This window comes from Desulfosarcina variabilis str. Montpellier (assembly GCF_048565275.1).
Taxonomy (GTDB): domain Bacteria; phylum Desulfobacterota; class Desulfobacteria; order Desulfobacterales; family Desulfosarcinaceae; genus Desulfosarcina; species Desulfosarcina variabilis.
On the sequence record NZ_CP159846.1, the window covers coordinates 5,128,641 to 5,142,206 of the forward strand.

A 13,566-nucleotide genomic window follows, 5' to 3' on the forward strand; every position below is an offset into this window, starting at 1 on the left:
TTATTAAAGCCATCACTCAAGAATATGCCCCAGCCGGTTCCATCGAACCCCAAAATTTTCCTTGTCCCACGACCAGTAAATGATAAACGCCTTCCCTTTTACAGCAATCAGGTCCACATATCCCCAAAACCGGCTGTCGTAAGAGAAATCTCGATTGTCACCCATTACAAACAGTTTGCCCTCTGGCACGGTAATGGGCCCCAGGTTATCTCTGGGTTGGGTTCTGGCATCGTAAATTTTCTGAGTTTTGAAAACAGCATGACTATTCTCCGCCAATACGCCATTGACAAACAACTTTTTATTTCTGATTTCAATGGTATCACCAGGGATACCGATCACCCGCTTAATAAAGTCCTTGCTGGGGTCTTCAGGAAATTCAAAAACGATGATATCGTCTCTTTTGGGACTATTGATGGGAATGATCGTTTTTTTAAGAAACGGCGCCTTGACCCCATAAATAAATTTGTTTACCAGTATGTGGTCACCGATCAATAGTGTATCCTTCATCGAGCCAGAAGGAATTTTGAACGCCTGAACAACAAATGTGCGAATAAATAGCGCTAAAATAACCGCAACGATAATCGCTTCTATGTTTTCCCGCAATGCCCCCTTTTTCTTGGGTGCGTTATCGGCATCTTTGCTCTTTTTCAAAATAGACTGTTTACCTTTCTGCCTGTTTGGGAGTACCGTTTGACTGGCTAATGACAAAAAAATTTAATATATCAAACAAACTGAGCAATGCAAATCCCATGATTTTGTAATTTCAGCTTCACACCAAAACAAAGTTGACAAATTGAGGATTTCCATTCATAAGAGAGCCATCCAAAGGGAAGTGCGCAGCTTACTGGTGAGGCTCCCGGACTTCAAATCCGGTGTGGGGCGCTAATACCGTCCCGGGTGGGTTCGATTCCCATGCACTTCCGCCAACTTTATTAATAATATCAGCGGCTTACGGGCCGCTGATGTGCTTTAGACGGGTACAAGACGGGGACAAAACGGCGTCCGATTACCCCCGGGTACCAATTCACACCCTCCCCAGGACGCCGGAAAGGATATCCGAAACCCGCTTTTGGATATCCGGTTCACCATCCAGATCCTTGACCATTTTCCGCAAGAAATCCATATCGCCAACCCCAGCCTCAACAACATAAGCAGCCCTCGCCTGCCGTTCTGGAAACAGATCACCTTTGATGTTCAGCTTGAAAAAGGCATGGACCTTCCCTTTTATTCGGATCAATGACGTGACCTTCCGGATTGCCTTGTCGTATTCCTCCCCCGGGCGCGCTCCGTCCGGATAGCAAGCCTCAACCTCGGCCGCGAGCATGGAAATCAGGTTTTCATAGAATGAAATCCGCTGGTTTGGACTGAATTCCGCCACTCTTTGCATCACCGGCTTTTGGATCAAATCTGTTCCCTTTCAATTGATCAGTTTTTTAAGCTCTTGCTCGATTGCCTCTTCCACAGCCTCCATGATAAAGCCATGGATGCTGTATGGCGTATTTTCTGCAATGTACTGGAGCTTCAGGTGCACAGGCTCCGGCAAACGAAGATTGAAAGATTTGACAACACGCTCGTTCGCGTTGGCCCAGGGCAAGTTGGAGTCTCCCTGGATGAATCCGTCCTCGGAGAGATTGCGTTTCTTTGGGATGGGTGGTTTTTTCATGAAAAGACCTCTTTGTATAAGGATTCGATTTCCGCTTTCGCCTTTATGTCATCCATTTCATAAACAGATAGCCCTTCCTTGGCTGCCTTCCGGAAAATGATCCGGTCCCGAATAACGCTTTCGGATAGGATCAGATTCGGATACTCCAGGATGTATTTCCTTGCCTCTTCGATCTCACTTGCCCGCGGATGTGACGAGGCCAGGTTCAAAAACGCAAACGATTGTAACCCCTCGTTATACACCCTCGCGTCTTCCAGCATCTGATTGATGTTTTCCAACGTCCAGGCATCGAACTGGCTCGGCCGGATGGGCACATAAAATTTTTCCGCACCCAGCATCGCCGACCTGAGTTCAACAGAATCCTGACCGCCAGCGTCGATGATGATCACTTTGAATTTCATTCGCATATCAGCCAGCTCTCGGTGGATCTTTCCTCCAGTCTTTCGAACGCAGGGAACGCGGATCAGGGATTCGTTTTCATCACGGGTGATTGCCCAATAAGTCGCCGTAGCCTGCTTGTCAGTATCCACCAACAGCACATCATTGCCTTGGATTGCCTGCATAGCTGCAAGGTTCATTGCGATCGTGCTTTTCCCGGTTCCGCCCTTTTCCCCACCGATCAGGATGATCATGCCATTTCCTTTTGTAGAATCATACCATTCCATTCGGCACCGATCTGTACCATTTCGATCTACCCCTGTCAACGCTCGTTCTTTTTACAGAAAATTGAGATTTATGCAATTGCAAATCAACCAATTCATTCATTGGTTGCCGCCACCATCAACCAAGGAGATTTAGATGATGCTCAGCCCGACAATGAAAAATGTTCTTGATGCAATCAAAGATCAAACCATCAAGCAGCGCGGAAAGAACGCCGGCCAAGTCAAAAATCGGATCTCTGGCGACGCATACTATTACAACACCATTTGCGCGCTGTTTCGGCGCGGTTTGATCGATTTCAAAATCAATACCATTCATGGCAATGGATGGGCAGCCACCCGCAAAGTCCTGGAATATTAAAGGAACCCGCAAAGATGAAGCCGAACGGAACATCAGCGGAACCCATTTCACCAAGGAGAAACGCAAATGAAAGAACTGAAACATAACGACAAGATCATCATCAATGGCCGCAAAGGAACAGTCGGAACCGTAGCCGGTTATGCCAAACAACACGGCGATGACCCTGGGCCCGAAATCGAACGCGCCAAGGCCAATGGCCACCCCATGTGCTGGGCCAACCAGGAACCCACCATCATCTGCAACGACCCTGGGTTTTACGAACGGCGGGAAAAAGAATGGGCGAACCCCATCGAATTGAAAAACAGCCGCCTGGTTAAAATCGAGGATGCCATCTACCGCATCAGGTTCATGGGCGATTATTCGGACTTCGTCCATTTCATCCCTTATCAAGGCGAGGAGACTGCCAATGCCGATTAAAGACATCGCCTGGATCAATCGGCAAATGAAAAAATAAGCCGCATTTTATCAACCCCAACGCCCCCGGCTCCGGCCGGGACACCTGGAGGTCAGGCCATAACGAATAGATTGACCCGGTTGCCTTACCTGATATAATTATTTGATGGAAAATGAGATTACCAACATATCGAAATTTGGAGTTTGGATACTAATTTCCACGGGAGAATTATTCATGCCGTATGATGAATTCCCTTGGTTTAAAGATGCCTCGATCGACCAAATCCATAATGTCCAAGAGCCACATCCAGGCCACTTATATTGGCCCGATTTGGACGTTGATTTAGATGTCAAATCGATAATAGACCCAAATCAGTATCCGCTGAAATACAAACCTTAAAAAATAGCATGCCTCAAATGACCCCGGCTCCGGCCGGGGTTCTTTTTTGCGTTTCGTACTTTTTACAGAAAATTGAGTTTTATGTATCTGTAACAACACATAAAACCGTTTTCGCAAGGAGGACGAAATGCTTCAAAATCCCGCACAGTTTATCAAAGCCGGCAAAGCCATCTTCACCATCCAGAACGTCGAAACTGGCAATCGCTTCACCTATAAAGCCAAGAAAGCAGACAAGGACGACGTCTGGTTTATCTCAGTCCTCAACGGTCCCGACAATTACTCGAATTACCAGTACATTGGCTGCTTGTTCGGTGACGATTTCCGCCTCACCAAAAAGAGCAAGATAACCCGGGACGCCCCCTCATACAAAGCCTTCGCCTGGACCTGGACGCGGCTCCAGCAGAACAACCTGCCGTTTAACGTCGAAATTCATCATGAAGGCCGATGCGGTCGTTGCGGTCGACGGCTGACAGTGCCTTCCTCCATTGAAACTGGGTATGGAGAAGAATGTGCAAAAATAATTGGAGGTTAAACAATGTCGTCGAAAGGCATTGAAAATACCTATTTAATTGATAAATAATTTACAAAAAATCCCATTTCCAACAAAATACAGAAAACTGAGCGCTATAGAAAAACAGGTACGGAATTTTTTTACCAAACTCATGAAGCCCAGAAACTATCCGACCCCAAAACCTATGTAGCCCCTGGTATCGATGGCAACGATTGGGGGTGCAACAACGTCAGCGCCAATAGCGCCGACGCGGTTGGATATCATGTGGCAGACTCACCGAGTTGGAGAAACTAATGCCCTCAAATTACAAACGCATAATGGCCCGCGTGGACTGGATAAAAGACCAGCTCCGCACGGGCCGTCATTGGAACGTATCGACGCTGGCGACCAAGTTCGGCATTTCCGGAAAAACCGCCCAGCGGACCATCGATGATTTCAAAAGGACGTATCTGGATTGGGATATCAGATATGATCCCCACGAAAAAACGCTCTATCTTGATAACTCGCTTCCGATCCGGCCGGCAGACCGCAGGCCGGGCCGCTTGCAAATGTCCGGGAAAGAGTTTGCGGAAATCCGGAAAAGATTGACCCTCACCCACGATCAACTGGCCGATTGCACCTATCATTGCGCATCGCTTATTGCCAAATGGGAATCCGAGGAAAAACAGATCCCAACGGACATGGTCTTGCTGATGCGGGCATGGGAGCGAGCGCGGTGGTTTGGCCTTTGGCGCGGCCGGCAACGCAGAATTTATCGACGCCAGGGAAAGGAACGATCCGAATGAAATGGGTTGATCAATTCCGCCGCGACCGGGGGAAGGACCTGCCGAACTGGCCCGGGTGTTATACAATCTTCTGTGATGATGCCGGTGGCACGCAAACGGTTCCGCCGGACCGCGTTCCCGATATCGGCTGGCTTGGGGGATTTTTCAAAGAAACTTTGATGGTGGGTTGCCTTATCTAAATTGGGTCAGCCTGGAAATAATTTAACAAATAACCAGGTCAGGGTTCACTCCGCATGCAGCTTAATCCCAGTAACTAAGAGCGTTGAGATAGCCAAAAGAAATATGGTTGTATAACAAGCTTTGGACTAGGTTTTATAATCTACAACTTTTAGCATACACCAAAAAGCTACAGATATGTTATTCGCCAAATGAAGCGATAATCATACAGTCGCCGTTAAGCCTAAGCTGGATGCTATGGGTGTTATGGCTCCAACCCTCACTTTTTCAAATGAAGTGTCAGATCAAATCGAAACTAATCCAATCCAAAGGTTTTCAAGACATCCTTTCTCAGCATCCTCATGGTCACGCGGATTTCCCCTTTGGAAGTTTCAATGACCTTTGAACTTTCCGCTTGTTCAATCAATGCGTCAAACTTTTTGCCACGGTCCGGGTCAGTCTGGATTCTGTCATGGAGACAGGTACCGTTGCTTGTCTCCATTGCTTCAATACACCACAACATCTGCCTTTGGCACGAGACTGTGGCAAGACTCATTGCTTTGTAGCGGTTTTCTTGGTCCAAGGAACGTCGCCTCTCCACCACAATCCATTGGGAATCTCCTTCATCCTCACAGTCCCGGCACTTAAAGCAACCGCATTCTCCAAATGTCGCTTCCTTTTTTAGTTCCGCTTCAATTAGAGTCCAAGTGATTAGGCCAAAAACTATTATAACAATTCCGCCTATAAGAAGAGAGCCCCACATGAGCAATTTTTTCATGTTCATCATAGCATTTCGCATTAAGCTCTATTTTTGTTCCGGCGTCTTGAAGTTTGTTATGTAATTCTCACTAAATTTGCAAGAAAATAAGCCTTTTTGATAGACGAAAACACAATATCAGGCTGAGTTGCGATACGTACAGGGTATTTGCCGTCTCATCTTAGCAATAAAAATTGTATTTTCAGCTATCTACAAATATGTCAGTTTGTGGCGATAGATAGATCGTATCCAAAAGGAGGTGTTTGGGCGCAGGGATATTGAAATCTGCAGCGCCATTAGGTCTTCAACCGCTTGTGATATGCTCGATTATTCTTTAGCTTTCATAAAAATGGCCGACCACCATATAGTGTATTTGACCGTAACCTGACCCAGGTATCTCCTGACCTCAATATGCTGGTGGTCGGTGATTGGGATCTTAATAGTGAGAAACAATTTGATATCAGCTATTTAACCACGATTACCGGGCAAGCCGCCAAATGTAGCACGCGGTGGGCCACAGATCCCATAATCAATCCGTGGAGTTCTGAGCAGCCCCGGGATCCCATGACAATCATTTCGCACTTTTCGAGTTGGGCGACTTCACAGATTTTATCCCCTGCCGGACCTTCCATGATCCTTTCCTCAAAATTGATTCCCGCCTGGTCAATCAACTGCCGAAAGGGAGCTAACAATTCCTTGGATTGGGACAAAATTTGGTTCAGGGCCTGTTGATAATATGGTTCCCCTTTTAAGAAAGACGGGCCATAAAGCTGTTTATGCAAATGTATCAGCAGAATTTCTTTTTCCATGCAACGGGCCAATTTTATGGCGTATTCAACCGCGCGGCACGAATGAGACGAACCGTCAACCGGAACCAATATACGCTGGCCAATCATGGCTTTCTCCTCAAACTTTTTTTTAACTGTGTCGGGCTTGATCCTAAATTCGTCCATCTACTACACGGTGATATAATAAGTTGAGATAGTGCGGAATATTTTAAATTCGCCCCGATACAAGAAAACAAGGAATCTACAACTTGCTTATTATTTAACCCTGTTATCTATAAAGCTCAAGTGATATTGGCTGTGACCGTATCTTGTTTTGTGTTCTGAGTACAGATACATAAAACACCTTTCTTTCTCTATTTCGTTCCGCTCTGAATATTAAAGAATCGTATCTGTAATTGGCTCGGACGCCAGATACATGGCTGATAATCACACGTTTACCAGAAGTTGTTATACGTACAGGAAACATTCCGTCTCAGATTCGGTCAAAAACATGTATTTCCAACTATCTACAGAAATGTCGCATTGTGTGGATTGTTTGAGCTTATCATTATCAGCGGGTATCGGTTGATTTGGTATTGATATCAAACGTTTCGGCAAGACTGAAAAACCGGTGATACATCGACCTTATCTGTATTCTCACCGAACTTGTGAATAGTTGGAATAATCTGTAACGATGCGTTTCACATACCGGGAAGCAACAAGCCTTCAAAAGCGATATAATTTCGATGTAGAAAACATAATGAAAAAAGAGCTGGCTTTACCCGGTTCATTGTGCAAATGATGGTTATAATTTTTCAAATTCAATGGGTTCAGTTCCGGAATCAAACAAATAGTCACCAATCATAACTTCGAACCATTCAAGAAACAATTCATAGTCCATTTTTTGTGGCCATTCATTTTTTATATAATTCCAGCTTAGAAGCTCAGATTCAAATATTTTGTAAAAATATGGACCTAATGCCTCCTCCTGATTTTTGCCATATGACCAGTCAATAAGATACACATGAATTTCTTTTAACCTTTGTTCAAGATCTTCAATAGAAAGCTCATTATACTTCCTTGCCCATTCTCTAAATGGCTCTTTGGGCGCGATAATTAGCGGAGACCGATTAGATATTTCTTTCATTCATCCTCAAATTATACCTGATAGATGAGGGACACTTCGAATGGCACAAAAAAATGACAAGCCCCACAGAGTCCTTTAATTTTCCGGTTGGACAGTACATTCAAATTGGACAATCTGTCCGATATGAACAAAGCTGATTTGAAAAAGACAATCCGTCATTTAATCTTAAGTTTATTTGTGTATTTATATACTTTTTTCCAAGTTGCTTTATACGATTGAAGCGCGTATTTAGAATCACTCATTTTTCTTTTAAACTCATATTCATAATTAGCATGAGGGCTATAAAAAATCTATTTAGGAATAAATTTTTTTCTATAGCCATAGCCACATTCAAGTATTCCAATGTGCCAGCAATTATCAAGATGCTTATTTATTGTTTTTTCAGACAGTCCTTGCTTTTCTAACTCATCAATAAATCCAAATAAAAATTCACATAGTTCATATGCAAATTTGTGAGATATATTATCCCAATGCCAATCAATAATGAAATTTTCTATTTCCTGTTTAATTGTATCTATTTTTGGTTTCATAGCCTAAAAAACAAGTTAATGGATATATTTCATCGCCCAACAATTAGCTAAGCTTGCCGAGAGCAATTTGATGAACAAATGCCATAAGCATCGTAATATGAATGGATTAATAAGTTAATAAATCCACCGCTTCTACCGGTCCGCTTTAGTGATGGGTTATGCGGTTTTTTCTTTAATTGATATTTTTGGATGATATCTATCATCTTTTTGCAAACGTATATTACAAGTGAACTTGTAATGTGTCTTTTTCTGATACGGGTGAAATTCTTTTTTTAAAATTGCTACGATTTCTATAGATACCTTATCATCCGATGAAATAGGATGTTTTTCGTTTAATAAATACCATCTGAACATCCAAGCATCTCTTCCTTCTATAAAAAGCTTCGTTTCAACTGAGTCTGGTAGTAAGGGTAACTCCCTTGATATCAAATTTTTTACATTAAATTTGACAGTCTTAATTTCGTTTTTTGATAACCCGCATGTTGGATCGAATTTTTGCATTAATTTTACCCAAAGTTTTTATGAGCATAACGAAAAACTGGCTTGCGCCGCGCCTTTGGGCGTCAAGTTAAGTGACAGGTTCGACAATTTTTTCGATTATCCAAATAGTGCAATGCTCTTTGGAATATTCCATGAATCGAACGAATGCTCCTTGAAGTCCACTCACCATCAAGCTTTTCGTTTAAAATCCGGTTTAACTGTCCCCAACTGAATGGTAATCTTCTGTTTTGCTCGAACGTCTGCTGTTCGGATACGTGCTCCATTTGGATTGTAGCTATCCCTCTTTTAAAACAACTGACGATAACCAAATCAACTTGAAAATCATCGAAGTATTTTTGTACACCTTTAACCTGAAAAGATGCGCCTAAATTTAGGTTTAAGACTGGCACATATTGTCTGATTGGAACTAAAGAAATTTCATGAATCAAAAAGTAAAGTCCTGACAGTGAAAGGACTGCGCATTTTATTTTATTGGAATTTTCGAACGTAGTTTTAACTTCACTTAAATTTGATCCCCATGTACGCAATACAAAATTATCTGCATTTCCAAACCATTCAACAATGTGGTCACGAAATCCTTGCCGTGAAAGGTTTTGATTGAGTACGCCTACCCATTCATCCATCAAAGATGACATCCTCATGTCACTTCTAATACGATTGCATGGTTCAGTAAATAAAACTACCAGCTTTTCATTCATACGATTCTTAATGGATTCCGTTGCTTTTAGCAAGTTACCATATAACAGATACTTGAAATTATCACATGATATTTTTGCCAGTTAAATCTTATGATTACATACCAGTATCTTCAACCAAGACCTTTTCCAGATATATATCGCTGTTGATCTGGATCATAATAAATAAGTGTTATTGATGCTGTGACCTGCATCACGTTATCATGGTCTTACCTTGGGCATAGCCCGCTCCTTTAACCCCAACATTTTACAGGAGGTACGCCATGCAACTGTCAAAAGCAGCAGACATCTGGATCGATTACCACAAGAACCATTCGAAAAAAAAACACGCTACGATCCTATCAAGCCGTTATTGAGCCGTTTTGCCGGGAATTCGGTGAAAGGACGATCAGTCAGGTCACCCCGGATGAAATCCTATCATTTCTAAACCACCTCACCGATGGCAACAATCCATGTACCAAGCGGGTCCGTTATTCCCAGTTGTCCTGCTTCTTCAATTTTGTCCGAAATAACATTGAGCCAGAATCGGCAAATCCATGCGATACGACAATGATCCGGAAACTATACCGCAGAAAAGTAATAACGAGATGGGAAATCATCGAAAAAGAAAAAGTTGATGAAATCATATTTCGAACGGTCAAAAACCGCAACCGTTTATTGCTCGAATTGATGGCTCGTGGCGGGATGCGTGTCGGAGAGGTACTGAAGCTCAGGCGGAAAGACCTTCAGGATCAGAAGCTGATCCTCCAATCGCCAAAAAGTGGAAAGGACTAGGAAATCGTTTACATCCCCCAGAAAGTAGCCGAACGACTCCGTGATTATGCCCAACAGGTATGCAAAAATCCAGATGACCGGATATTTCCCATTTCCTATGAGGCCGCCCGAATGGTTGTATTGAAAGCGGGGAAGCTGGTAGGTATCCACCTTCGTCCCCATGACTTGCGCAGGCATTCCGCAACCTTTGCATCCCGATCTGGCGTGCCCATCGAAATTGTTAGCAAGGTGATTCTCCGCCATTCGAACCTGTCGACCACCCAAATGTATTTGGGAACAATAAATGATGTGGAGGCAATCAGGTGGATTGATAACATTTACGGTTAATAAACAACGGGGTGTATCTCTTCGATGGAGATTCACCCCCCCAATATACAGATATATGAAAATTTCTAACTTATCAGCATGTTAGACTTTTTTGCCAACTTATACCCTGTACAAACCTGGATTTTTACTTTTTCGGTCAGAAAGACAGATATTAAGAATAATCTGTATGAGGGGAACGCCTGCCTCAGGGGCCGACTGTAAGGAGGCCCCTTGCAGGCAAATGTTCGGTGTTCATTTTATAAAACGGCACTTGAGTGAGCAGCGATAACCTGCCAACTATCATTCTTACTTTTTTGCCAAATACGGGTAAAACGCAGATCTGTTTCAGATTGCTCACCACCGAATTCTCCTTGAATGCGCGATAGAACTGATACGATAGCCATATCATCATGTAGCTGAATATGTTGCTCCGCCTGTTCAATTGAATTGATTTTTACAAATCCTGATCTGTGTGCTTCAAGATCGTCTTGCTTCGACATGATTTGACCAAGATGGCTTGTAAATATAAGATCATCTGATAGAAGCTGATCGAGAACAAGTACATCAGAATCTATCATCGCTGTTTTGAGTTGATCTTCTATAACTATTATGCTGTTAATATCCATTTAATTTTCCCTATTTGCTTTATGCACCAAACGCCAAGCTTACCGGCTGGTGCGTAGCGGCAGCGGAGCACCAGTCGGAGTAAAGCGACAGGTTAGCGCCTCCATAAATCTTTTTCTTTTTCGTAGTCTTGATATTTTACAAGGGATAGCAACCCCATAAGGCCTATCACTATATATATCAGCAGCAACATCAGGAAACTACCTTTGCTCCAGTTTATGCTTTTATATGTAAAAAGGAAAAATACTATTTCGATAATTAAGCCTGATGTAAATCCTATAATTGTAGCTGAAAGGACATGACCTTCTTCATATTTATCAATGATTCGCACCCATCTATGATTGATGAGAGTCAGGAGCTTAAAACACCACAAAAATGTAAAGGCCAGCATATAAACCGATACTCTGAATGCTGGATTATAGAAAAAATCTTTTCTTTCGTTACTCATCATCATTCCAGAGCGCTAACATTGTTATTCTATAGACGTCTATTTTACGTCTCGATTTTTGCCGTTTAGTCGAGCCGTAAAAAACTCCACAACATTCAAATTTCACTCAATTCATGCAAAATACCACATAATTACTACACATTAAAGCGTATTCAGCCTTTTTGACAGGTTCTCATATTTCACGGAAAGTGTCTACTTTACATCCCATATTGGGTGGATATATTGACGTCTATTTTACGTCCTGGGTAAAGAGGGTCACACATTAATATGGACAACCAACTGATATTATTTTGAAATGAATGAACGATATTGGGCAGGAGCTGTTATCAACGGGTGGAATGAATCATGGGAAAATGAGGCGAATCTGTACTATTAATTTTAATTTCAGTCACATATCATAATAAAGGCCCCCCGATCATGGTAACGCCCTTTTTTCCACTGGAAGTACAAATAATTTGAGTAATCACAAAAGCCCTCAACTCCTATGCCGTTGAAGATATCAATACCAAATCCACCGTCAGCCGTTGATAATGATACGGTTTAATAATCCCCAAAATCTAACAATTTCGTAGATAGCTGAAAATACAGGTTTTTGAACTATACCGATGCGACAAATACCCTGTACGTATCTTGCGAATCCGATTATTGAAACGCAGGACAGCTTTCTTTTCATAATCTGAACTTCAAGGCAAATTAGCTGACCACAAGATATGGGGGTGAGCTATGTTCGCCTTGAAATCTTGAAATCAAGATACTGGCAAGATATCCAAACAATTTTGCCCCTTGAAAAATTGCAGATTACATCAAATCTGGCCATCTATTTCCAAAATGTTGAATGGTGACTCAGGCTTCATGGAATCGTTACTCATTTTGATTAAGTTTCAGGGGCAATTGCAGAGTCGGCTACAACTTTTTGGCATAGTCAGCCGCATTGATACCAGCGACACATCCTTCGCCAACAGCTTTGGCCACCTGCCAGGGTGGGCCACAAATGTCACCTGCGGCGAAAATGCCGGAAACATTTGTGCTCTGGGCCTTGTCGGCTTGGATGAATCGCATCGTATCGTCCAGTACCACACCCAGTGATGTGGCCAGTTCCATAAGCCCTTTTGCGCCCAATTCGATAAAAACACCTGATGTGGAAAGGATGGTGCCGTCATCGAGAACAATCGTATTAACCTCTTCTTTCCCGGAAATTTCCTTAACCTTGGCACCTTGGTGCACCACCACCTGGCTATTATCGAGTTTTGCCAGCAACGCCTCTGAGACCTTTAAATCATCGCAAATCAGATGCACTTTCCCAGCAATCTCGGCCAAGGTCAGTGCGCCGTCTGCAGCGGCACTTTCACTGCCCACCACTGTCACCTCCTCACCGCGGTAAAAATTACCGTCACAGTCGACACAGTAGCTGACGCCTTTGCCGACAAGCTCTTTTTCGCCTTTGACCCGCAGCTTGTTGCGTGCCGTTCCAGTGGCTAAAATCAGTGTCTTGCATGCGAGACGATTACCGCCTTCGGTTTCGAGCTCGAACCGACCGTCATCTGCAGTGATCTTAAGGATATCTTCATCCATGAACTCGCTGCCGAAGTTTTTCGCCTGGCGTCGGCCAGTTTCTAGCATCGCCTTGCCAGTGGTATTGAACAAACTCACCATGTTCTCCACGTGTGCTCGAAATAGGCTGCTCTTGTGCGCCTTTCCCAGCACCAGCACCGAAACCTTTTTTCGGGATGCATGGATGGCAGCCTGAAGGCCTGCCGGTCCGGCACCCACTACCACAACATCGTAAAAATCAGTTTTCTTCATTATTTTCTCCTCTAAACCACCAACCGGCCCTACGGAACATCAATGTTCATCCGGTTGCCGAGATGGCATCATCTTTTACCAATGCACGCATCGTCGGTGCAAACTCTCCTGCCTCTCACCGACATGCTTGTACTCTGCCGTTTTATTTCCGCAGATAGTTCACTATGCGGTCCTGCGACTTTCCCGATGCAGGCATCATCTTCGCAGACAATTTTGTCGGACACGGTAATGGAGGAATGTGGCGTTTGATTGTTTGGTTCTTTGTTTAGGCTTGTCTTGTTCATCA

The 13,566-nt window shown here is 43.4% G+C and carries 19 protein-coding genes and 1 tRNA gene; 8 read left to right on the forward strand and 12 right to left on the reverse strand.

What is annotated here, in order from left to right; genetic code table 11:
• Nucleotides 1–12: 12 nt before the first annotated feature.
• On the reverse strand, nt 13–651 hold the full coding sequence (gene lepB / locus Dvar_RS23085) for a signal peptidase I (RefSeq protein WP_419655478.1): 639 nt from the start codon (nt 649–651) through the stop codon (nt 13–15).
• A 177-nt stretch (nt 652–828) separates the two neighbouring features.
• Between lepB and Dvar_RS23090 the strand changes: the two genes are divergently transcribed.
• A tRNA-Sec gene (locus Dvar_RS23090) sits at nt 829–926 on the forward strand.
• Between the two features lie 98 nt (nt 927–1,024).
• Here Dvar_RS23090 and Dvar_RS23095 read toward each other — a convergent pair.
• From Dvar_RS23095 to Dvar_RS23105, 3 genes are read right to left on the reverse strand one after another with little or no spacing between them, the layout of a single operon-like run.
• The gene (locus Dvar_RS23095) at nt 1,025–1,405 is read right to left on the reverse strand and encodes a hypothetical protein (RefSeq protein ID WP_419655479.1); all 381 of its coding nucleotides are present in this window, start codon (nt 1,403–1,405) and stop codon (nt 1,025–1,027) included.
• A 12-nt stretch (nt 1,406–1,417) separates the two neighbouring features.
• Nucleotides 1,418–1,663, reverse strand: coding sequence for a hypothetical protein (locus tag Dvar_RS23100; RefSeq protein ID WP_419655480.1), 246 nt, complete (start codon nt 1,661–1,663; stop codon nt 1,418–1,420).
• The gene (locus tag Dvar_RS23105; RefSeq protein WP_419655481.1) at nt 1,660–2,295 is read right to left on the reverse strand and encodes an AAA family ATPase; all 636 of its coding nucleotides are present in this window, start codon (nt 2,293–2,295) and stop codon (nt 1,660–1,662) included. Before Dvar_RS23105 ends, Dvar_RS23100 begins: the two co-directional genes overlap by 4 nt.
• A 166-nt stretch (nt 2,296–2,461) precedes the next feature.
• Between Dvar_RS23105 and Dvar_RS23110 the strand changes: the two genes are divergently transcribed.
• The 6 genes from Dvar_RS23110 (at nt 2,462) to Dvar_RS23135 (ending at nt 4,951) form a co-directional block, all read left to right on the forward strand.
• On the forward strand, nt 2,462–2,683 hold the full coding sequence (locus tag Dvar_RS23110; protein WP_419655482.1) for a hypothetical protein: 222 nt from the start codon (nt 2,462–2,464) through the stop codon (nt 2,681–2,683).
• Between the two features lie 66 nt (nt 2,684–2,749).
• Nucleotides 2,750–3,100, forward strand: a complete 351-nt coding sequence (locus Dvar_RS23115) for a hypothetical protein (RefSeq protein ID WP_419655483.1) — start codon at nt 2,750–2,752, stop codon at nt 3,098–3,100.
• 142 nt (nt 3,101–3,242) lie between these two features.
• Nucleotides 3,243–3,476, forward strand: a complete 234-nt coding sequence (locus Dvar_RS23120; protein WP_419655484.1) for a DUF2442 domain-containing protein — start codon at nt 3,243–3,245, stop codon at nt 3,474–3,476.
• A 127-nt stretch (nt 3,477–3,603) separates the two neighbouring features.
• Nucleotides 3,604–4,008 carry a DUF6011 domain-containing protein gene (locus tag Dvar_RS23125; protein WP_419655485.1) on the forward strand — a complete coding sequence of 135 codons (405 nt, stop codon included), beginning with the start codon at nt 3,604–3,606 and terminating at the stop codon, nt 4,006–4,008.
• Nucleotides 4,009–4,280: 272 nt separating this feature from the next.
• A complete protein-coding gene (locus Dvar_RS23130) occupies nt 4,281–4,772 on the forward strand; it encodes a hypothetical protein (protein ID WP_419655486.1) in 492 nt (163 codons plus the stop codon).
• Nucleotides 4,769–4,951 (forward strand): hypothetical protein, encoded by a 183-nt coding sequence (locus tag Dvar_RS23135; RefSeq protein ID WP_419655487.1) that lies wholly within the window; start codon nt 4,769–4,771, stop codon nt 4,949–4,951. The genes Dvar_RS23130 and Dvar_RS23135 overlap by 4 nt, the downstream gene beginning before the upstream one ends.
• 293 nt (nt 4,952–5,244) lie before the next feature.
• Here Dvar_RS23135 and Dvar_RS23140 read toward each other — a convergent pair whose 3' ends face one another.
• The 6 genes from Dvar_RS23140 to Dvar_RS23165 all read right to left on the reverse strand — a co-directional run bounded on the left by Dvar_RS23140 (nt 5,245) and on the right by Dvar_RS23165 (nt 9,253).
• Nucleotides 5,245–5,715: a hypothetical protein gene (locus tag Dvar_RS23140; protein WP_419655488.1), complete on the reverse strand. Its 471-nt coding sequence runs from the start codon at nt 5,713–5,715 to the stop codon at nt 5,245–5,247.
• Nucleotides 5,716–6,149: 434 nt separating this feature from the next.
• A complete protein-coding gene (locus Dvar_RS23145) occupies nt 6,150–6,581 on the reverse strand; it encodes a universal stress protein (RefSeq protein WP_419655489.1) in 432 nt (143 codons plus the stop codon).
• A gap of 676 nt (nt 6,582–7,257) precedes the next feature.
• Nucleotides 7,258–7,599: a hypothetical protein gene (locus Dvar_RS23150; protein WP_419655490.1), complete on the reverse strand. Its 342-nt coding sequence runs from the start codon at nt 7,597–7,599 to the stop codon at nt 7,258–7,260.
• 290 nt (nt 7,600–7,889) lie between these two features.
• Entirely contained in the window at nt 7,890–8,129 is a 240-nt protein-coding gene (locus tag Dvar_RS23155; protein WP_419655491.1) for a hypothetical protein, read from the reverse strand.
• 156 nt (nt 8,130–8,285) lie between these two features.
• Nucleotides 8,286–8,630: a hypothetical protein gene (locus Dvar_RS23160; protein ID WP_419655492.1), complete on the reverse strand. Its 345-nt coding sequence runs from the start codon at nt 8,628–8,630 to the stop codon at nt 8,286–8,288.
• Between the two features lie 62 nt (nt 8,631–8,692).
• On the reverse strand, nt 8,693–9,253 hold the full coding sequence (locus Dvar_RS23165) for a hypothetical protein (protein ID WP_419655493.1): 561 nt from the start codon (nt 9,251–9,253) through the stop codon (nt 8,693–8,695).
• Nucleotides 9,254–10,111: 858 nt separating this feature from the next.
• On the opposite strand from Dvar_RS23165, the gene Dvar_RS23170 reads away from it, so the two are divergent.
• Entirely contained in the window at nt 10,112–10,426 is a 315-nt protein-coding gene (locus tag Dvar_RS23170) for a tyrosine-type recombinase/integrase (protein ID WP_419664149.1), read from the forward strand.
• A 236-nt stretch (nt 10,427–10,662) separates the two neighbouring features.
• On the opposite strand, the gene Dvar_RS23175 is transcribed toward Dvar_RS23170, so the two are convergent.
• Together Dvar_RS23175 and Dvar_RS23180 are read right to left on the reverse strand one after the other, a co-directional pair.
• Nucleotides 10,663–11,031 carry a nuclear transport factor 2 family protein gene (locus Dvar_RS23175; protein WP_419655494.1) on the reverse strand — a complete coding sequence of 123 codons (369 nt, stop codon included), beginning with the start codon at nt 11,029–11,031 and terminating at the stop codon, nt 10,663–10,665.
• A 1,349-nt stretch (nt 11,032–12,380) separates the two neighbouring features.
• A complete protein-coding gene (locus Dvar_RS23180; protein WP_419655495.1) occupies nt 12,381–13,280 on the reverse strand; it encodes an NAD(P)/FAD-dependent oxidoreductase in 900 nt (299 codons plus the stop codon).
• Between the last annotated feature and the right edge of the window lie 286 nt (nt 13,281–13,566).

What these genes read in the sequence shown, in the direction of transcription:
- Dvar_RS23100 (WP_419655480.1), bottom strand. Translation starts at nt 1,663, where the DNA reads ATGAAAAAACCACCCATCCCAAAGAAACGCAATCTCTCCGAGGACGGA.
- Dvar_RS23105 (WP_419655481.1), bottom strand. Translation starts at nt 2,295, where the DNA reads ATGATCATCCTGATCGGTGGGGAAAAGGGCGGAACCGGGAAAAGCACG.
- Dvar_RS23110 (WP_419655482.1), top strand. Translation starts at nt 2,462, where the DNA reads ATGATGCTCAGCCCGACAATGAAAAATGTTCTTGATGCAATCAAAGAT.
- Dvar_RS23115 (WP_419655483.1), top strand. Translation starts at nt 2,750, where the DNA reads ATGAAAGAACTGAAACATAACGACAAGATCATCATCAATGGCCGCAAA.
- Dvar_RS23120 (WP_419655484.1), top strand. Translation starts at nt 3,243, where the DNA reads ATGGAAAATGAGATTACCAACATATCGAAATTTGGAGTTTGGATACTA.
- Dvar_RS23125 (WP_419655485.1), top strand. Translation starts at nt 3,604, where the DNA reads ATGCTTCAAAATCCCGCACAGTTTATCAAAGCCGGCAAAGCCATCTTC.
- Dvar_RS23130 (WP_419655486.1), top strand. Translation starts at nt 4,281, where the DNA reads ATGCCCTCAAATTACAAACGCATAATGGCCCGCGTGGACTGGATAAAA.
- Dvar_RS23135 (WP_419655487.1), top strand. Translation starts at nt 4,769, where the DNA reads ATGAAATGGGTTGATCAATTCCGCCGCGACCGGGGGAAGGACCTGCCG.
- Dvar_RS23140 (WP_419655488.1), bottom strand. Translation starts at nt 5,715, where the DNA reads ATGATGAACATGAAAAAATTGCTCATGTGGGGCTCTCTTCTTATAGGC.
- Dvar_RS23145 (WP_419655489.1), bottom strand. Translation starts at nt 6,581, where the DNA reads ATGATTGGCCAGCGTATATTGGTTCCGGTTGACGGTTCGTCTCATTCG.
- Dvar_RS23150 (WP_419655490.1), bottom strand. Translation starts at nt 7,599, where the DNA reads ATGAAAGAAATATCTAATCGGTCTCCGCTAATTATCGCGCCCAAAGAG.
- Dvar_RS23155 (WP_419655491.1), bottom strand. Translation starts at nt 8,129, where the DNA reads ATGAAACCAAAAATAGATACAATTAAACAGGAAATAGAAAATTTCATT.
- Dvar_RS23160 (WP_419655492.1), bottom strand. Translation starts at nt 8,630, where the DNA reads ATGCAAAAATTCGATCCAACATGCGGGTTATCAAAAAACGAAATTAAG.
- Dvar_RS23165 (WP_419655493.1), bottom strand. Translation starts at nt 9,253, where the DNA reads ATGGATGAATGGGTAGGCGTACTCAATCAAAACCTTTCACGGCAAGGA.
- Dvar_RS23175 (WP_419655494.1), bottom strand. Translation starts at nt 11,031, where the DNA reads ATGGATATTAACAGCATAATAGTTATAGAAGATCAACTCAAAACAGCG.
- Dvar_RS23180 (WP_419655495.1), bottom strand. Translation starts at nt 13,280, where the DNA reads ATGAAGAAAACTGATTTTTACGATGTTGTGGTAGTGGGTGCCGGACCG.